The organism is Leucothrix mucor DSM 2157, from assembly GCF_000419525.1.
GTDB classification, from domain to species: Bacteria; Pseudomonadota; Gammaproteobacteria; order Thiotrichales; family Thiotrichaceae; genus Leucothrix; species Leucothrix mucor.
This window is the reverse complement of the sequence record NZ_ATTE01000001.1, coordinates 2,767,585-2,786,418: the sequence shown is the minus strand read 5'-3', so window position 1 is coordinate 2,786,418 and position 18,834 is coordinate 2,767,585. Positions and strand designations below refer to the sequence as shown.

Annotated in this window: 17 protein-coding genes; 13 read left to right on the top strand and 4 right to left on the bottom strand. The window is 47.8% G+C overall.

Going from position 1 to position 18,834, the window contains the following annotated elements; all coding sequences use genetic code 11:
• Positions 1–14: 14 nt before the first annotated feature.
• The 6 genes from LEUMU_RS0112575 to panC all read left to right on the top strand — a co-directional run bounded on the left by LEUMU_RS0112575 (position 15) and on the right by panC (position 5,668).
• Positions 15–1,562, top strand: a complete 1,548-nt coding sequence (locus tag LEUMU_RS0112575) for a 2-isopropylmalate synthase (protein WP_022952640.1) — start codon at positions 15–17, stop codon at positions 1,560–1,562.
• Positions 1,563–1,571: 9 nt separating this feature from the next.
• Entirely contained in the window at positions 1,572–2,456 is an 885-nt protein-coding gene (locus tag LEUMU_RS28065; RefSeq protein WP_022952639.1) for a uracil-DNA glycosylase, read from the top strand.
• Positions 2,456–2,929 (top strand): ribosomal protein S18-alanine N-acetyltransferase, encoded by a 474-nt coding sequence (gene rimI, locus LEUMU_RS0112565; protein WP_022952638.1) that lies wholly within the window; start codon positions 2,456–2,458, stop codon positions 2,927–2,929. The genes LEUMU_RS28065 and rimI overlap by 1 nt, the downstream gene beginning before the upstream one ends.
• A 69-nt stretch (positions 2,930–2,998) precedes the next feature.
• Positions 2,999–4,300, top strand: a complete 1,302-nt coding sequence (gene pcnB / locus LEUMU_RS0112560) for a polynucleotide adenylyltransferase PcnB (protein WP_022952637.1) — start codon at positions 2,999–3,001, stop codon at positions 4,298–4,300.
• Positions 4,297–4,788 (top strand): 2-amino-4-hydroxy-6-hydroxymethyldihydropteridine diphosphokinase, encoded by a 492-nt coding sequence (folK, locus tag LEUMU_RS0112555; protein ID WP_022952636.1) that lies wholly within the window; start codon positions 4,297–4,299, stop codon positions 4,786–4,788. The genes pcnB and folK overlap by 4 nt, the downstream gene beginning before the upstream one ends.
• A 31-nt stretch (positions 4,789–4,819) precedes the next feature.
• Positions 4,820–5,668 carry a pantoate--beta-alanine ligase gene (gene panC / locus LEUMU_RS0112550; RefSeq protein ID WP_022952635.1) on the top strand — a complete coding sequence of 283 codons (849 nt, stop codon included), beginning with the start codon at positions 4,820–4,822 and terminating at the stop codon, positions 5,666–5,668.
• On the opposite strand, the gene LEUMU_RS0112545 is transcribed toward panC, so the two are convergent.
• Positions 5,665–6,786: an anhydro-N-acetylmuramic acid kinase gene (locus LEUMU_RS0112545; RefSeq protein ID WP_022952634.1), complete on the bottom strand. Its 1,122-nt coding sequence runs from the start codon at positions 6,784–6,786 to the stop codon at positions 5,665–5,667. The two genes, panC and LEUMU_RS0112545, sit on opposite strands and share 4 nt — an antisense overlap.
• Positions 6,779–8,374 (bottom strand): peptidoglycan DD-metalloendopeptidase family protein, encoded by a 1,596-nt coding sequence (locus LEUMU_RS25915; RefSeq protein ID WP_169446423.1) that lies wholly within the window; start codon positions 8,372–8,374, stop codon positions 6,779–6,781. Before LEUMU_RS25915 ends, LEUMU_RS0112545 begins: the two co-directional genes overlap by 8 nt.
• Before the next feature lie 430 nt (positions 8,375–8,804).
• On the opposite strand from LEUMU_RS25915, the gene LEUMU_RS25910 reads away from it, so the two are divergent.
• From LEUMU_RS25910 to LEUMU_RS0112525, 3 genes are read left to right on the top strand one after another with little or no spacing between them, the layout of a single operon-like run.
• On the top strand, positions 8,805–10,913 hold the full coding sequence (locus LEUMU_RS25910; protein WP_084708096.1) for a glycoside hydrolase family 3 protein: 2,109 nt from the start codon (positions 8,805–8,807) through the stop codon (positions 10,911–10,913).
• 41 nt (positions 10,914–10,954) lie between these two features.
• Positions 10,955–11,761, top strand: a complete 807-nt coding sequence (locus tag LEUMU_RS0112530) for an ABC transporter permease subunit (RefSeq protein ID WP_022952631.1) — start codon at positions 10,955–10,957, stop codon at positions 11,759–11,761.
• On the top strand, positions 11,758–12,672 hold the full coding sequence (locus LEUMU_RS0112525) for an ABC transporter ATP-binding protein (protein ID WP_022952630.1): 915 nt from the start codon (positions 11,758–11,760) through the stop codon (positions 12,670–12,672). Before LEUMU_RS0112530 ends, LEUMU_RS0112525 begins: the two co-directional genes overlap by 4 nt.
• Before the next feature lie 30 nt (positions 12,673–12,702).
• On the opposite strand, the gene LEUMU_RS0112520 is transcribed toward LEUMU_RS0112525, so the two are convergent.
• Positions 12,703–13,929 (bottom strand): glycoside hydrolase family 26 protein, encoded by a 1,227-nt coding sequence (locus tag LEUMU_RS0112520; RefSeq protein WP_022952629.1) that lies wholly within the window; start codon positions 13,927–13,929, stop codon positions 12,703–12,705.
• A 224-nt stretch (positions 13,930–14,153) separates the two neighbouring features.
• Here LEUMU_RS0112520 and msrB point away from each other — a divergent pair, with 224 nt between their 5' ends.
• On the top strand, positions 14,154–14,672 hold the full coding sequence (gene msrB / locus LEUMU_RS0112515; protein ID WP_022952628.1) for a peptide-methionine (R)-S-oxide reductase MsrB: 519 nt from the start codon (positions 14,154–14,156) through the stop codon (positions 14,670–14,672).
• Between the two features lie 82 nt (positions 14,673–14,754).
• The gene (locus tag LEUMU_RS0112510; RefSeq protein WP_022952627.1) at positions 14,755–15,309 is read left to right on the top strand and encodes a phosphoribosyltransferase; all 555 of its coding nucleotides are present in this window, start codon (positions 14,755–14,757) and stop codon (positions 15,307–15,309) included.
• 39 nt (positions 15,310–15,348) lie between these two features.
• Here the strand turns inward: LEUMU_RS0112510 and LEUMU_RS0112505 are convergent, their stop codons facing one another.
• A complete protein-coding gene (locus LEUMU_RS0112505) occupies positions 15,349–16,272 on the bottom strand; it encodes a LysR family transcriptional regulator (protein ID WP_022952626.1) in 924 nt (307 codons plus the stop codon).
• 108 nt (positions 16,273–16,380) lie between these two features.
• Here LEUMU_RS0112505 and LEUMU_RS0112500 point away from each other — a divergent pair, with 108 nt between their 5' ends.
• Together LEUMU_RS0112500 and LEUMU_RS25905 are read left to right on the top strand one after the other, a co-directional pair.
• Complete coding sequence (locus LEUMU_RS0112500) at positions 16,381–17,895, top strand: ABC transporter substrate-binding protein (RefSeq protein WP_022952625.1); 1,515 nt, start codon at positions 16,381–16,383, stop codon at positions 17,893–17,895.
• A 35-nt stretch (positions 17,896–17,930) separates the two neighbouring features.
• The gene (locus LEUMU_RS25905; protein ID WP_022952624.1) at positions 17,931–18,833 is read left to right on the top strand and encodes a carbohydrate ABC transporter permease; all 903 of its coding nucleotides are present in this window, start codon (positions 17,931–17,933) and stop codon (positions 18,831–18,833) included.
• Position 18,834 lies beyond the last annotated feature (1 nt).

The following is an 18,834-nucleotide window of genomic DNA, read 5'->3' as shown; positions in this document are numbered from 1 at the left end:
GCAAGGAGAGAACCATGTCCGATGATCGTTTAATAGTCTTTGATACAACCTTACGTGATGGCGAGCAAAGCCCCGGCTGCTCAATGACTTTGGAAGAAAAAGTCCGCATTGCCAAGATGCTTGAGAAGATGCGCGTGGATGTTATCGAGGCAGGATTTCCGGCAGCAAGCCCAGGTGACTTTGCTTCCGTGCAAGCGGTGGCTAAAGCGGTTAAGAACAGTACTATCTGTGGTTTGGCGCGTGCCATTGAGCGTGATATTGAGCGCGTAGCAGAGGCGATTAAACCCGCTGCCTCCGGACGAATTCACACCTTTTTAGCGACTTCACCGATTCATATGCGTGACAAGTTACGCATGGAGCCGGATGCCGTAGTTGAGCAGGCAGTTAAGGCGGTGAAATATGCCCGTCAATTTACTGATAATGTCGAGTTTTCACCGGAAGATGCTGGTCGTTCTGAATTTGATTTTCTATGCCGTGTAATCGAGCAGGTCATTGATGCCGGTGCGACGACTATCAATATTCCGGATACAGTGGGTTATACCATTCCATTCCAGTTTGGTGACTTGATTAAGCGTTTGATTGAGAATATCCCCAACTCCGATAAAGCCATATTCTCAGTGCATTGCCATAACGACTTAGGCCTTGCGGTCAGTAACTCGCTGGCTGCGGTGTTAAATGGCGCGCGTCAGGTCGAGTGTACAATCAACGGCCTTGGTGAGCGTGCGGGTAATGCGGCGTTAGAAGAGGTTGTGATGGCGATCAGAACCCGCCGTGACGTGTTTAGCTGCGATACCAATATTGATTCCACAGTGATTGTACCAACGTCGCGTTTGGTCTCTTCCGTCACGGGTTTTATGGTTCAGCCAAACAAAGCGATTGTTGGGGCAAATGCTTTTGCGCATGAGTCCGGCATTCATCAGGATGGCGTGCTGAAATCCCGCGAAACCTACGAAATCATGCGCGCGCAGGATGTGGGCTGGTCAGACAATAAAATCGTGCTGGGTAAGCACTCTGGGCGTAATGCGCTAAAGAGTCGTTTAGTTGAGTTAGGTATTGAAATCGAAACCGAGTCTGAATTGAATGAAGTGTTTGCGCGCTTTAAAGACCTTGCTGATCTGAAGCACGAAGTCTTCGATGAAGATCTACGGATCATCGCTAATGACACTAGCTTAGCGCCTGAAAAAGTGCGTTATGTTTTAGTCTCCTCACACGTTTGTTCCGAAACCGGTGAAACGCCTGTGGCAACCGTCACGCTATCGGTTGACGGTAAAGAAGTGAAAGCCGAAGCGGCTGGCGATGGCACGGTAGATGCCGTTTATTCAGCGATTAAATCCATAACGGGAAGTGACGCCAAGCTAGAGCTTTATTCAGTGAATGCAGTGACCAAAGGGACTGACTCTCAAGGTGAGGTGACGGTACGTTTGGCGAAAGATGGCAAGCTGATTTACGGTAATGGTGCGCACACCGATATTATTGTGGCATCAGCCAAAGCGTATATCGATGCGCTCAATAAAATTGCAACTCAAGTTGAGCGGGAACATCCCCAGCTCAGCGGCGTGTAACTTCGCTACATGGCGGTTAGCCAGCAGCAAATAGAATACCTTAATGCGATGGGAATTCCGGTTTGGATTTCCCGTGATATGGCGGTGCCTGATCCTTCAGTGCTCGCCGATGCTCAAGCCGTTGCAGGGCCGCTGGAATCAAATGCTAGTCCGGCAGCTAATGAATCCGCTCCTGCGCCAGTCGTCGAAAAGGCGCAACGTCAAGCCGGCATGGCAGCTGCCAGTGATTTGATTCGCGGGCTGCAAGGCTCGGTTGGTGCGAATATCGCTGAACTGGTTGCTGAGCTTGATGATAAGCCCGTGGTTAAGCCCATCACTCCAGTGCCTGTTCAAGGCTTGCATGAGATGGATTGGGCTAACTTGCAGCAGACCGTTGAGCAATGTGAAAATTGCGATCTATCGCGTGGCCGTCAGCAGGTGGTCTTTGGTGACGGCAATCGTCAAGCCAAGTGGCTATTTGTTGGTGATGTACCGCGTTTGGAAGATGAAATTGCAGGCCAGCCCATGAGCGGCGAAAGTGGCATCCTTCTCAATAATATGCTGAGCAGTTTGGGCGTCGACAAAAGCGAGGTTTATGTAACCAGCTTGCTCAAATGCCGTACCCCGCTAGATGGCTCGCCCACTGAGCTACAGGTTGTAGCTTGTGAATCTTATCTGCAGCGACAAATCGAATTAATTAAGCCTGAAATGGTGGTGTTAATGGGGCGCGATACCGTACAGCGTGTATTGGGTTCACGAGAGCCAATGGCTAGACTCCGCAAAAAAGTACATCGTAAGCCCGGCTTTAACGCGCCGATGGTTGCCACTTATCACCCGTTTTACCTATTAAGCCAGCCGCGTTTCAAAGCGTATGCTTGGCAAGATCTGCTATTTGCCGCTCAGGCTATGGAGTAATGTCAGCTTTGCCCAAAACTCATTTTCGCCCGATGTTGGCGCAAGATATCTCAACCATTATGCCTATTGAGTTGGCAGCTTACCCACACCCATGGACTGAAAAAATTATGCGGGATTGTCTGCATACTACTCATTACCACGGCTGGGTGTTGGAGTCCTCGGAAGATAAGGATATTGTCGGGTATTTATTTCTGTCTGTAGTGGTGGGCGAGGCGCATATTTTGAATTTGTGCGTAAATCCAAAGTGGCAGGGGCAGGGATGGGGGCGCCAGTTGTTGCATTGCGTATTCAAGCTGGCTGCTCGCGACTATGATGCCAATATGTGTTTTCTGGAGGTTCGTCCTTCAAATCAGTCGGCGCTGGCACTGTACGAGTCCGAAGGATTTAATGAGATTGGCTTGCGCCGTGGCTATTATCCGGCTGATAAAGGCAGGGAAGATGCTATTGTTATGGCAAAGAGTATTATCCTTTAGAATTGTGTTATTATCCGGCGCAAAACTGCTTGCAAGAGCGAGGGAAATGCGACCCATAGGAATTATAATTTGAAGCATACACACCATGACCCCCTTGTTATCTCGGCCTCAAAGCTTGGAATATCAAAGGAATCCATCAATCCGAAAGCCCTAACCATTCTGCGTGCGCTGCACGAGGCAAATTATGACGCCTATTTGGTGGGTGGCTGCGTGCGGGATTTGTTGCTGGGAGTAGAGCCGAAAGATTTCGATATCGCGACTAATGCTCACCCTGAGCAAATTAAAGCGGTATTGCCGAGCACCCGAATTATCGGGCGTCGATTCCGGCTTGCGCATGTGCATTTTGGCCGTGAATATTATGAAGTTGCCACATTTCGTGCGCCACATAATGATTCTGACCATGGTCAGGTTGGCCATGAAGGGCGAATTCTGCATGATAATGTCTATGGCAATATCGAAGAAGATGCCGTACGCCGCGACTTTGCCATCAATGCCCTGTTTTACGATATTTTCCGCGACGAAGTGCTCGACTTTGTGGGCGGAATGGATGACTTGGAGAAGCGTCAGCTACGTCTGATTGGTGATCCGGAAACACGTTATCGCGAAGATCCGGTTCGTATGCTGCGAGCCATTCGTTTTGCAGGTAAGTTGGGTTTAAGCATTGAAGCCAGCAGTGAGGCGCCAATTCGTGAATTAGCGCCATTGCTTGAGAATATCGCCTCTGCGCGCTTATTCGATGAAGTACTGAAGTTATTTCATAGCGGTCAGGCATTGCCAGTGCTGCAATTGCTGCGTGACTATCGCTTATTTCATAGCTTATTCCCTGCGACTGAAAAAGCGTTGCAGTCTGATCAATCAGGGCATTTTTTGCGCTTGATTGAGGATTCGTTAGCGAATACTGATAAGCGCATCAATGCTGGTATGTCGGTAACGCCGGCATTCTTATTTGCTGTGATGCTGTGGTTACCCATGAAGCAGCTTGAGGCAGGCTATCGGGAGGAGTCTTATCCTGACCCGCAGGGCATGCAGTTGGCTGCTAGTGATGTGCTGGCCAATCAAGTTCGTTTTACCGCCGTGCCACGTCGCTTTAGTAATGTGACGCGTGAGATTTGGTTATTGCAGTCTCGCTTTGATTATAAGTCATGCCGTCGCGCGACGTCGTTCCTAGAAAATCGTCGTTTCAGGGCTGCATTTGACTTTTTATGTCTGCGTTCAGTCGCTGAAAATGATGTCAATCTGCAAGCCAGTGCCGCGTGGTGGGAAGAGTTCCAGAAAGCTGATACCGAACGCCAATTGGATATGTGCAAAGCCGTACCGCATGTGAAAAAGAAGCGTCGTCGTAATAAGCGTAGAGGCCCAGCGTCGGAATGAGTTGGCAGCGTTGTTATATTGGTTTAGGTAGTAATCTCGGTCGTTCAGAAGAGAGCTTGGCTGCTGCGATTGAGGCTTTAACGGCGAATGAGGCCGTTCGTGACATGACGGTATCATCGTTTTATCAGAGCAAGCCGCATGGCCCTCAGGATCAGCCGGATTACATCAATGCGGTAGCTGGTTTTGAGACGCTGCTTGAGCCAGAAGCACTGCTTGATCTATTGCAGTCGCTTGAGAATGAGCATGGTCGTGTTCGTAATGGTGAGCGCTGGTCGGCCCGAACGCTGGATCTTGATATTCTGCTGTATGCCGATCAGGAAATTGATAGCGAGCGCCTGCTGGTGCCTCATCGCTGGATGCGGCACCGTGAGTTTGTGCTATACCCGCTGTTTGAAATTGCGCCAGAAATAACCTTTCCAGATGGGACTTCGCTAGCAGAGTGTCTGGATGTGGTGTCAGATGAGTCATTAATTCGCTTAGCTAAATAGCAGCCGAAGCCGTTTATTTGAGGATGTGTCAATGCGTGTAATTAGTCATATTGCAGAGCTTCGGGAAGCTGTTCAGGCATTTAAAGCCTCAGGTGAACGCGTTGGTTTTGTGCCTACCATGGGTAATCTGCACGCAGGGCATCTGGACTTAGTTTCACGAGCAGGGCAGATTTGTGATCGCACTGTCGCATCTATCTTTGTTAATCCCACTCAATTTGATCGTGAAGATGATCTTAATGCCTATCCCCGTACTCTAGAAGCCGACCTTAAGCATCTGGAAGCGCAAGGTGTTGATTTGGTGTTTTATCCCAATGCTTCTGAGATGTATCCGCAAGGTGGCTTGGTTACGCAGGTTGATATTCCATCCTTAAGTAGTTTGCTGGAAGGTAGCTCGCGACCCGGACATTTTCGTGGAGTGGCGACTGTCGTGTGCAAACTATTTAATATTGTCGCACCAGATGTGGCCGTATTTGGTCAGAAGGATTTTCAGCAGCTGATGGTTATTCGTCAGATGGTTGCTGATTTAAATTTACCCGTTGAAATTATCGGTGCGCCAACCGTGCGAGAAGCGGATGGCTTAGCCATGAGTTCCCGTAATAATCGCCTGACACCGGACCAGCGCTCATTAGCGCCCAATGTTAATCGGGTGCTACGAATAATTGAAACCAAGCTTAAAGCGGGCGAGAAGGCATTTGAAGCTTTACAGCAGCAGGCTATGGCAGATTTGGAGCGTGCAGGTTTGAAGCCGGATTACATTACGGTATGCGCTGCAAAAACGCTGATGCCGGCAACTGAAGAAGATAATGATTTAGTGATTCTGGCGGCAGCTTATCTGGGTGATATTCGCTTGATTGATAATATTCCGGTATCGCTTGGCTAGCCTGCGGGATAAATCGCACCCAAGACTCTAAGTCCGGAAGCGCCCGTTACGGCAGGTAAGTTTCCGGGCAGTCCAAGTAGTGTTTGTCTTGCTAGCCAAGCAAAGGCCATTGCTTCGACCCAATCTGTATTCACACCTAAATCATCTGTCGTGCCAACTACTGTGGGTGAAAATAGCGCATTTAAACGTTGCATCAAATAGTCATTCTTTGCGCCGCCCCCACAAATATACACTTCATCAATTGCATTGCAGGCTTGTGTGCTGCTATCAACAATAGTCTGTGCAGTTAGCTCAACCAGTGTGGCTTGCACATCAGCTGCATCCATGGATGTGTTGAGCTTGGAGTCTAACCAGTGCAAATTGAAGTGTTCTTTTCCGGTGCTCTTAGGATAGCCTCGCTTAAAATACGGATCTTCTAAAAGCGCACTCAATAGCTCAGGAATCACTTTGCCACTTCTAGCCCAGTTGCCAGACTCATCATAAGCTAATCCACGCTCGCGCAGGCTCCAGGCATCCATTAAAGCATTACCGGGGCCAGTATCAAATCCGAAGGTCTGTTGGTCGGTGCAAAGTACGCTGATATTAGAAATGCCACCAATATTAACGATTACCCGATTCTTAGAGGAGTGAGCAAAGACGGCTTGATGAAATGCAGGTACTAGTGGAGCGCCTTGGCCGCCCGCTGCCATGTCGCGATTGCGAAAATCAGCAACGGTGGTAATGCCAGTGAGTTCTGCGATACGGTTCGCATCGCCTAACTGCCAACTAAAGTAGGGCGGTTGATCAGGTTGATGCCAAACAGTTTGCCCATGATTTCCAATAGCGCTTATTGCTTCTGGTGGGATTTTGCTTTTTTTAATTAAGTGATTGCTGGCTTCTGCATACAGCTCACCTAAGGTGACATGTAGGCTGGCAAGCTCGCTAAGCGGCCCTTGCCAATCTGGCTGAATACAGGCAATTAATTGATTTCTTAACTCGGGCGGAAAGGTCTGAGAGTGAGCCTCCAGACCTTGAGGGTGACCTTGTTCGTTAAAACCGACTAACACCGCATCAATGGCATCCATGCTGGTTCCAGACATGATGCCAATGAAGTAGTCGGTATTAGCTTGTTCAGCCACCTGTAGCGCTGTTTATATCGAAGTTTTCCATCGCGAAGCGGTGTAAAACATCCAGCTGCAGATTCATATTGATCGCGTCGGCTCTGAAGTGTATTAACTCTTTAGATGTGAGTGACATGCTGTTGGGCAGCTCAACGGTCATTGAATCAACCGGTGTGTTGTTATGGCTGAACTCATAATGTAAGTGAGGGCCGGTCGCCAAGCCGCTGGCGCCAACATAGCCAATAATGTCACCTTGAGCAACCACTTGGCCTTGCTTTAGACTGTCTTTGTAACGAGACATATGTGCGTAAAGCGTTTTGTAGCCTTCGCGGTGCTTAAGGATAATTGTTCTACCGTAGCCGCCTTTAGTGCCTTTAAACTGAATCACACCATCGCCTGTTGCGATAATCGGGGTGCCAGTCTTTGCAGCAAAGTCTGTGCCTTTATGAGCACGAATTTTATGCAATACAGGGTGGAAGCGGCCTGGATTAAAGCGTGAAGAAACGCGAGCATGTGCAACCGGAGTCCGGATAAATGCACGCTTCATTTCACGGCCTTCCGGCGTAAAGTAGTCGGTTAAGCCACGAGCAGTGGTATGACGAATAGTGCGGTGAATTTTACCTTTATTGATAAATTCTGCGGCCAATAAATTTTGGCTGCCCACTAAGTCTCCGTGGTGATAGATGTTTTCAAAAACAACCGTCACCTGATCGCCAGTGCGTACGTCTTTGGAGAAATCGATATCCCAGTCAAATACGCTGATGACTTGACGAATAATATTGTCAGGTACTTCCAGTTTGCGTCCGTCATTAAATAAACCCTGTCTAACCACAAACGTAGCGCGGGCCTGACGAACTTCAAATACTTTTTCTTGCCACTTGCCGGTGAAGTTGCCTTCGGCGTCTGGCATCACAACAAAGCTTTGCTTGTTGTCTGGAGTGAATGCTAGCTCTTCAAGCTTACCGTTGTGTGACTTAGCACGAACGATAGTACCAAGCTTCATCGCTTCAAGGGCTTTAGCAATTTCTTTATCTTTCTTAAGAGTGCTGAGAGCCTTGCGCTGTTTTAGCTTGGTGAAGATGTTGTTCAGGTCATCATAGCGTTGCACGGTATATGTACGCCAAACGCTCTGAGTATTAATTAGCTCATGTCCGACATAAGTTTCCAGTGCTTTGCTTGGCAAAGCCAGCTCTTTAGCACTGTCAATTACCGGAAGCTCTTTTGACAAAGCAATGGAGACCGGCGTTCTCTGAGGAGGCATAGCGATGCTAGCCTGCTGGATAGCCGGAGCTGCTTTAGTGTCAGCTTGAGGTGCAATCGCTTGTTCGTCGCCGAGAGTTATCTCGAAGTGATTGCCAGTAGGGGCACCTGGAATGAACGACTGCAACGGGATATTTCCCAATGCGGCGGTACAACCAACCAGTACTATAGCACGTGCTGCCCAACGAGGAGATTGCTTTCCCTCCTTGTCAGTAATAACCGAGTCTGTGGTTTCAGTGTCATTGATACCTATTTGGCCAACTTCTTGGTCTTGAATATCAAAACGAGCTAAAACATCATCCCAGCTTTTGTTATTGATTGACGATTCTGTTGATCGAGAAATCAAAATCGGCAGCTCCATATTAGTTTAAAGCGTATTGTTTGCTATGGCATCTACAAATACCAAGTACAACGCCGGAATGACTCATAATATGAATCAAATCAGCTGTGCAATTTAACACGCTCCATAAAAAAATTAATAATCCGAAATCACCTTGTAACTAGTGTTCATCGAATCTACTCCCTACACAAGCGATGCCATAATAAAGCTATGTTTCGAGGAAGTAAATATTTCCCTCGACGCATTGTTTATTCATTAGACAGCTGGGCGTAAATTCGATTTAGTCAGTGGGGAGATTCCCGTACAAGGACGCGTTAAGGTTCATTGTTTGCCTTAAAAAATCCAAAAAACATCTCAAGCATCAATTATTCATCGTGTATTAATGCCCTGATGGTAGAACGAATGATAAACAAAACTATATTAATCAGGGCTGAAAATGTTAAGACCGTTTATTACCGTATTTTTAGGATTATCCGTTGCAGCGTGTGGATCTCTTCCAAAACGTCCCTTGGATAAAATCAGTAAGCCCGATCAGCCGATCCTTAAGGAGTATGCTGATTGGCCTGTTGCGGACAAATCGTTGTATGCGGATCTTAAAATTGAACAGACTGTTTCAGTCTTGCTTAAAAAAATGACGCTTGATGACAAAGTCGGGCAAATGATTCAGCCAGAGTTGCAGCAAATATCCCCTGGTGAGGCAGCACAATATCGAGTTGGTTCCATATTAAGTGGTGGCGGAAGCTGGCCGGGTAAAAATAAGCATGCTTCAGCAGCCGATTGGGTGAGCCTTGCCGATCAATATTGGTTGGCCTTGGAGAAGGGTTACCAAGGGCGCGGTTTCCGTGTGCCATTGTTATGGGCGACCGATGCGGTGCATGGTCATAATAATGTCTATGGTGCGACGCTGTACCCACATAACATCGGCTTAGGTGCCGCTAATGACCCTGATTTGGTGTATCGCATTTCACGAGCGACAGCTAAAGAAGTCTTGGCAACGGGATTAGATTGGACTTTCTCGCCAACAGTTGCCGTTCCTCGGGATGACCGCTGGGGGCGTACTTATGAGGGTTACTCTGAAGACCCTCAGCGCGTGTATCAGTATGCTTCAAAAGTCGTGGAAGGTTTTCAAGGCACGCCGGCAGAGTTAAAAACTGATCAGCGTTTATTGGCGACGGTAAAGCACTGGGTTGGCGATGGCGGCACTGAGTTCGGTAAAGACCGAGGCAATAATCGTTACGACGAACATTTGCTCCGAAACCTTCACGCCTCAGGCTATTTTTCGGGATTGGATGCTGGTGCGCAAGCGGTCATGGTGTCATTTAATAAGTGGGTACATCCCGATAACTCGAAAGCTGACAACACCTCACCTGCGAAAGCCTTGCCGATTCATGGTAGCCATTATTTGATTACAGAAGTACTAAAAGAAAAAATGGGTTTCGATGGCGTGGTGATTTCAGATTGGAATGGCCATGAGGCACTCAAGGGGTGTAGCGTTAAATCCTGCGCAGCGGCAATTAATGCTGGTATTGATATTGTGATGGTGACTGCCAATAAGGACTGGAAAGCGTTTCGTGAGAACTTGATTAAGCAAGCGTCTACTGGCGAAATCCCGATGAGTCGAATTGATGATGCAGTCAGCCGTATCCTGAGAATGAAGCTACGAGCGGGCATGTGGAATAAGTCACGCCCATCAAAGCGCACATTGGCAGGTAATCAGGCTTTGATAGGAGCTGCCGAGCATAGAACTCTGGCTCGTAAAGCTGTTCGTAAATCATTGGTGCTGCTGAAAAACAATGGATCAGTACTACCACTGGCGCAAGATAATAAGCTATTACTGGCTGGCAGTGCGCTCGAAGATATCAGCAAGCAAACCGGCGGCTGGAGCATGACATGGCAGGGAACCAAGAATACACAAGAAGATTTCCCCGGCTCTAAAACACTAAAACAAGCCGTGACAAAACTAGTAGGGCAATCAAAAGTTGTGACTGACACTGAAAAACTGAATGGTGTTGATACGGCAGTAGTTGTGATTGGTGAGAGGCCTTATACCGAGTTCTTTGGTGACATCAAGGGCAAGAAAACACTGCAGTTATCTACCCTAAGCGATACTCATAAGAAAGATCTGGCGCTGATTCGCTCGCTCAAGCAAAAAGGGCTTAAGGTCGTCACGGTGCTGTACTCTGGTAGACCCTTATATATTAACGACTACCTGAATGCCTCTGACGCCGTTATCGCGGCCTGGTTACCGGGCACCGAAGCCGATGGAATCAGTGATGTTATGTTTAAGAATGCGAATGGCAAAGTGCGTTATGACTTTAAGGGCAGGTTAGCGTATAGCTGGCCGGGACATCCTTGTTCCACCACAATTAACCGTGTGCCTAGTCATATCAAACAGTTTAAATTGCCAGCCTTTGAGCAAGCACTAACAGGTAAGAATAAGCCCTTATTTGAATATGGCTACGGTTTAAGCTATGCCGATCAGTCGAACAAACCGTTGGCTACTTTGCCTGTGAACACCATGCCTCAAGGTTGCGGTAAGCCCTGAAGCACGGCATGATGCGAGCAGATAATTCCTAAGGTGAAGCCTTGAACAGTATTGCAATTATTGCTCGCTATGAGCTAGCTCGGCTATTTTTAACCAGACGTGGACTGCTGTCACTGACTGCATTTGCGCTGGTGTGGGCCTTGGTACTGCGTTATGCCATTTATGGTGCCGCGCAGTTTTTCACAGCCGATGCGCCGGGCGGTATTATTGTCAGCTTTTTTAATTCGACAATAATTAATAATCTGCTGTCTTGGCAGATTCCTGAGTTGGCCGTGTTTTGGGTAGTTGCTTTGTATTTGCTCCCCATTTTTTGTGTGCTGCTAACTGCTGATCAAACCGCCTCTGATCGAGCGCGGGGCACATTGCGATTACTACATTTACGAGCCAGTCGGGATGGTATTTTCCTTGGCCGTTTTGTGGGGCAGATGTTGATTCTGGCAATCTTAATTATCTTGGCACTCGCGAGTACGCTCTTATTAGTCCGGTCGCGACAAAGTAACCTGTTATTGCCGGGACTTGAGTTAGCCAGTGTCTTATTCGTCAATTTACTCTTGGTTTTATTGCCTTACACCGCGCTAATGGCCTGGGTGTCCGCCATGGCTAAATCAGCTCGTCAAGCCACGTTATATGCGGTGATTATCTGGATTGTTTTCTCTATTGCAACCCGTTGGTTGTCTGTGCAGTTTCCGGGGTTATGGCTGTTAGACATGGTATTACCGGGCGCACAGATTCCGGCTTTACTACAACTTTCCGGATGGAATACCTTGAGTTTAGCCGCCATCCCGATAATTCAGACCTTGGTGTTACTCGGCTTGGGTCGAACCATGATGCAACGGAGTGACTGGTGAGCTTATTAACCTGTAACAACCTCACCAAGCGTTATGGCAGTACGTTGGCTTTGGATGGTGTTGATTTAAGTTTAGAAGCAGGCGCGCCAATTGCGCTAATCGGGCCAAACGGTGCGGGTAAAACGACTTTATTTAGTTTGCTCTGTGGGTATCTTCGAGCGTCATCGGGCGAATTGAAAATATTAGGGCAGGCTCCGGGGTCGACGGCGCTACGTGGGCGTTTAGCCGCATTGCCTCAAGATGCGCAACTGGACCCGCGTTTTAGTGTCGGGCATCAATTGCAGTTATTTGCTCGCTTGCAGGGCTTCTCCAAAGCCGCAGCTCACAAAGAAGTGATGCGAGTGCTTGAGCAAGTCGATCTGGCTGCAACCTATAGTCAAAAGCCTGAAGCGCTGAGTCATGGTATGCGTAAGCGCGTTATGTTGGCGCAAGCCTTAATGGGCAGTCCTGAATTGATTTTGCTGGATGAGCCAACCGCAGGCCTTGATCCGCCAAATGTAAAACAGATGCGAGCATTGATTGGTGAAGCGGCGACACAGGCAACCTTTATTATCAGCTCTCATAATCTGGATGAGTTGGAAAAAGTGTGCCAAACCGTGGTGCATCTGGAGCACGGCAAGCTAAAAGCCGTCGTTGATATTTCTCAGTCGCAGGCTGCTGATGCGGCTAGTTACCTGACGCTGATAATGGGGCGTTTAGATCAACCTGAAACGATGATTAGTCAATCACTGGCGAGTTTGTCGGGTGTTAAACAGGTAAGTTTTAGTGCGCCATCGCGATTTGTGATCGAGTACGATGCTATTAATCATGCGGGGCTTGATTTGGTCTTGCTGCAACATTTGGCCTCCCAAGGCTGGGTATACCGCCAATTAATTAACGGCCGCAGCTTGGAAGACCAACTGTATTTCTAAATGCTCCCTTGTAGAAAGGAGCAGTTTCACTTACTGAGTAAAGCGTGATATCCGAAGAGCACGGCGTTCATCGCGGCTGAGCTGCTTTAACGACTCAGCTTCAAATCTCAACAACTCCACACCAGTCACTGTTGGCAGGCGTTGATCAAGCTCTGGCTTAGCGGCTAGCACTGTCTCAATCGATAGATCAGCTAAACCAATATAATGACTGCCTTCAGTAGCAGAGTTGTAGGCCGCTAAACCGGTATTGTGGTCGGCGTTTAAGCCCCAGCTCAATTCTTTATTACTGTTAAACCAGATCACAGATTTGATTGCGGGGTAATCGCTCTTAATGATTTGCATCATATCTGCGACCCACTCAGCCTTACTTTCTAAGCTGTCAGTGTCATCGCCGTATTGGTAGCGCTCGGCATCAGGGAGGTCAGCAGGCTCAGCAGAGGCCACTTCAGCAATCATCACGGGCTTATTTGGAAAGCTGGTGACCATTTTCACATAAGCGCTGCTGAAGGTTTCATTAAAGCTTTTCCACTGAGAGTAATGGTAATTACTGCCCCAGTTATAGCCATCAATTGCTACCCAATCGACCACATCGTCACCGGGATAATATTCAGTGAAATCATTGTAATCATCCACATCAACGTTATTTACCGCCCAAACCCATTCGACATGCTTATCCATGCCCGCATATTCGAAACGTTGGTGTAGGTGACGCCAAGCTTGTTTTAATGCTGCTGGCTGGTTACTCCACGAGAACCAATCGCTATTAAACTCATGTGCAAAGCGAATCAGAATCGTAGGGCGACCTGAAGCATCATATTGGTTGCGCCAAACTCGAAAGCCGTTAATCCAGCCATCAATGTATTCATCCCATTCACCATTGCTGATCTCGATTAGCAGGCTGTCATCTTGACGGGCGTTGATGGTTGGCATCCAGCTGATGATCGGCACGGCATCGCGGGCGACGATATTGCTGCTTTGAATCGACAAGTAATTCCAGTCCATATCAAAGCTTGAAAAAATGTTAACAAACGAAAGTGCTTTGTCAGTGTCTGAGTTGTAGTTATCGATTATGTCAGTGTCCCACGCATCCTGATCAAGGTAAGCGCCGAGCAAGGTGCGTTGTTGTATTTTATCGACAGAGTAAGCGCTAACGGCGGGTAAGCTCTCGCTTGAACTGCCGCCTTGGCAGCCGCTAATCATGGGGAGCAGGGCGAGCGTCAGCAGGGCTATCAGTGATTGATACTGAGGTAACTTCAAAGTGTTGTGCCTGTTTTTATTAATTATTCATTCCACTTTAATTATTAACGAACAGTAATGCAAGCTTCCTTACACTCCAGCGTTGCCGTTTATCGGAATAGGAGAGTAAGCAGAATTACTAGGGGTTATTGCACCGTTTAACCGTTTGAATAAATCTAAACAGGCTGCGTTTGCGTATATCACTACAACGCACGATTAAATACTAAATATTAGGAGTCATCCAAATGAGCACACAACACATTCCGGCACGACGGGCATTTTTAAGAAATACTTTGGGCTTGGCTGCGGCTGGCGCTGGTGGCGGTTTGTTAGCGAGCCATACGGTATACGCTAAGGAAACCTCTAAAGCCTTTGAGATTATTAAGACAGATAAAGAGTGGCTGGCTCAGTTAGGGCCTGACCGTTATAAGATTTTACGTGAAGAGTCCACTGAGCGTCCGGGTACTAGCGCTTTATTGAAAGAGAAGCGCGAAGGGACATACCACTGTGCCGGTTGCGATTTGCCGGTTTACTCTTCAAAAACTAAATATGAGAGCGGTACCGGCTGGCCAAGTTTTTACGATGCGCTACCCAATGCAATCGGCACTCGTGAAGACCGTAAATTGATCTTCTCAGTACGTACCGAAGTACATTGCCGTCGTTGTGGTGGGCATTTTGGTCATGTGTTTGACGATGGCCCTAAGCCAACTGGTAAACGTCATTGCTTGAATGGTTTGGCGATTACCTTTAAACCGGTGGCTTAGTACCTGATATCGCGTGTGGTTATGCCGTTGCTCCTGTGAAATAATAGTCCCCGTTAAAAAATGATCCGCACAGGGCCCTATTATGAGTAAACGGTATATTACCGCTGCAGAATTACTTCGCGATTCTTTTCGATTAGCTTCGCAAGTGTATGAGGACGGTTTCCGTCCTCAATTTATTGTTGGAATCTGGCGCGGTGGCGCACCGATCGGTATCGCAGTGCAGGAGTACTTCGATTATAAAGAGGTGCAGACTGACCACATTGCGGTTCGTACCTCGTCCTACTACGGCATTAATAAGCAACACAAAGAAATTAAGGTTCATGGCCTGCATTATCTGATTGAAAATGCGAATGCTGATGATGGCTTGCTGATCGTGGATGATGTGTTTGATTCAGGCCGCAGTATTGATGCGCTAATGAAAGAAATTTCCAAGCTGTCTCGTAAGAATATGCCGACTGATATTCGTATTGCTTGCCCTTGGTATAAGCCTTCGAATAAAGCGGTCACTATGACGCCGGATTACTTTGTCACTGAGACGGATGAATGGCTGGTGTTTCCGCATGAATTATCAGGCCTGACGCCGGATGAAATTAAAGAAGGCAAAACCGATCTGACTGAGATTTTGGATTTGCTGTAACACGTTGTTCTGCTTGAGTAGCATCTTTTCTGATGCTGCTCAGCTCAGGGCAGTAAACCCTGACCCCTCCACATACTCTTCTGCGTGCATTACAAAATTATTGAATGCTTTCACCCCAGCTAAACTACGCCTGAAAATAAGCCCGGAAGGAAACTGTATCTCCGCTTCGGGGCAAGGCAGGACTTTCACTTTCCCCTCTGGCAGCATATTTACAAAGCTGGCCGGTAAATACGACAAGTAATCACCTTCCTGAATGAGGTTGAGTAAAGTCAGCATCGAGTCGCACTGAATGCTGGCTTCGCAGTGTTGCCCAGTGGCTTCGCGAACACGCTCCATAATCATATTAAAATAAGCGCGATTGCTAAGATATGATACCCAAGGGTAGTCGATCAGTGGAGTCATACTTTGCAGCGGTTGTTTAAAAAGCGGGTGGTCTTGTCTAGCCACAATAGTCAACTTACTCATAAACATTGGCTTTTTAATCAGAAAGCCTGGTAGCTCTTCTTTTACCTGAAATCCGCCACAAAAAATATCCAGTTCCCCTTGATCCAGTCCGACAATGGCTTCCGGAAAGTTGAGTGTCCTCAAGCGAATATGCAGTTTGGGGTGCTCAATGCGTAGTTGTAAAATGACGGTTGGTAAGATGGCGCTCATCCAGACAGGTGCTGCAGCAATTCGTAGTGAGCCGACATCACCCATCGCCGAGGCGACAATATCATCGCGAGCAATCTGGCTTTCTCTTAACAAGTGACGGGAGTGGCGTAGGGCGCTTTCACCGGTTGGCGTGAGGCGCAGACCACGTCCATGTCGCTCAAACAAGGGCGAACCACATTGCTCTTCCAGTAAATGCAGGGTGCGGCTGAGGGCGGGCTGGGTTACCGACAGCACTTCTGCGGCACTGCGCATACTGCCATGTTCTGCGATGACGATAAAGCGTCGAAGATTTTCAATATTTGAGAACATGAGTGATCAGCTTTAGTCATGAATTACTGAGAATCATTGATTAGACATTATCGCTATAGCTATGGCAAGCTTAATCCCACTGTAGCAATACACCCAGAGGAGAAAATCATGAGCCATTCACCAAGATTGTCATTGTCCCGTCGACGGTTTTTACAAACGACTGCGGGCGGTATTGCTGGTTTAGCGCTCGGTAGTCGTTTTGCCTATGCCGACTCCCAGCTACCTTCAGCGATTAATAGCATCAAGGCAGGTTCCAAATTACGTTGGGTTGATAGTGGCGACCAAAAGGCCGTTTTTTATAAGCAGTTTTTTGCAGAATACGCCAAGGCTCGAAATATCGATGTGGTTTACGACCCTCTGCCATGGAAAGAAATCGCGCAGGTTGTGCCGCTAGGTGTTCGCAATAAAACGGCACATGATGTGTTTGCGCTGCCTCAAAATGACAATCCTGCCAATGCGATGGCTCAGGGCTGGATACAGCCTTTTGATGATTTCATTCCAGATATGGCCGCTTGGAAAGCGAAATTTCCAGCCGGTGCATTTTTGCCGGGTGTGAATGAGTTCGAGGGTAAAACATACGGTTTGCCGTTCACGTCTAATAAGCGTTACACCACACAGCTTTTATTCAATCGTAAGTACATGAAGCAGGCGGGTTTTGACCCAGATAGCTCACCGCTAACCTGGTCTCAATTCAGAGGTGCGGCTAAGAAAATCACCGAGCAGGGCAAAGGTCGTTATTTCGGTTTTATTATTGGTGGTAGTCAGCTGGGCCGTTGGTCGTTTGCCGTGCGGGATATGGGCCGTATGGCTGGCGCAAGTGCCGGTGGTGATGGTGTGTTGGACTCTGATATTGACTTCCGTACCGGCGAGTATGTGTTTGATAGTGAGCAGTATATTGGTGCGGTTGAGCTATTTATTGCGATGAAGAAAGACCGCAGCTTCTTCCCTGGAACCATGGGGCTAAATGCGCCACAAGCTCGTGCGTATGTGCCTCAAGGAGCTGCTGGCATGATTTTACAAGGCCCATGGAATATCCCGCAATGGGAGAAAGCCCATCCAGACTTTGACTTCGGTATCGTGTCTGGACCCGTGCCCGATGAGGGGCCGGCTGGTAAGCTGAGTATTGGTCAGGGAGCTTCTTTACCCAATACCATGTGGCTGTACAGTGGCTCTGAAAATGGCGCAATCGCGGGTGATATTTTCCATTATCTTGGCAGTCTGGAAGGGCAAATTGCATGGGCGAATATTGTTGGCGCGGGTGACCCACCCATTATGTCTGCCGCGATTGAGAAAGCCGATATGTCTCCTCGGGCTAAATCCATTCTTAAACACTTTGATGAAGCGATTAAAGTCGGGCCGAATCCTTTGGTACGCAAGCCTGCTTTGGCTGAAGTGGCTAATCGTTTCCAAGCGCCGGATGTGAGCTTTGCGCAAACTGTGCAAGGCTTAGTCGGCGGACAACTCAAAGACGTTAGTAAAGAGATGAAAGCCCTGAAACAGCGCTACAACGATTCGATGGATAAGGCGTTTGAAAAAGCCAGAAAAGCGGGTGCCGATGTCAGTCGGGATGATTTGGTCTTTGCTGATTGGAATCCTGACGTCGACTATACCTCAGCGAGCTAATTCAGAACTTAGTTTATTTTCAGCGGAGCCTTATCGTGCGTAAATTATCAGATGCTGCGGGCATTCATGGCTACATGGCCATGGTTCCCGGGCTGCTGCTTGGTGGATTGTTTGTTTTTTATCCGCTGGTTGCCGCCGTGTTTTTCTCATTACAGGAGTGGACTGGTTTTAACAGTGCACTGGTTTATGTCGCTTTTGATAATTACTCAAAGCTATTAAGTGATCCCCTGTTTTGGGGCGCATTTCAACGCTCCCTGATTTTCCTGCTGGGTACCGTGCCAGCACAAATGTTTATCTCATTAGTGCTGGCGGTCATTCTTAATAATCAGTTGCTTAAGCTCTCACCGCTATTCAGAACTTTTGTCTTTTTACCGGTGGTTACACCGGCAGCCATCATCGGCATTGTTTGGACCTTTTTATTAAGCCCTTTCAATGGTCCGATTAATGGATTGTTGCTCGATATTGGCTTGATCAGTAGCCCTATCGACTTTTTGGGCGAATCTGAAACCGTGATGCCATCACTGATCTTCGTGTATGTGTGGAAATGGTTGGGCTTGACCATGATCTATTGGATGGCGGCGCTTCAAACGGTCCCTGCCGATGTTTATGACGCCGCAAAGCTCGATAACTGTAAAGGCGGGCAATTAATTTGGCATGTGATTTTACCGATTATTAAGCCCTTTGCCTTTGTGATTTTGGTGATCTCGGCGGTTAGTGCATTGAATGTATTCCCGTTAATTATGAGTATGACTAACGGTGGGCCATTCTTTACCTCCGAAGTTATTGAGGTCTTTATTTATCGTACTGCGTTTGCAACCGGAGATGGCTCTTTGCCTCGCTTAGGATACGCCGCAGCGGCTGGTGTGCTGTTTGGATTAGTGGTGTTAGTGCTCACAATTATGCAAGCCATTATCAGAAAACGTTCGGAGGTAAGCTAAG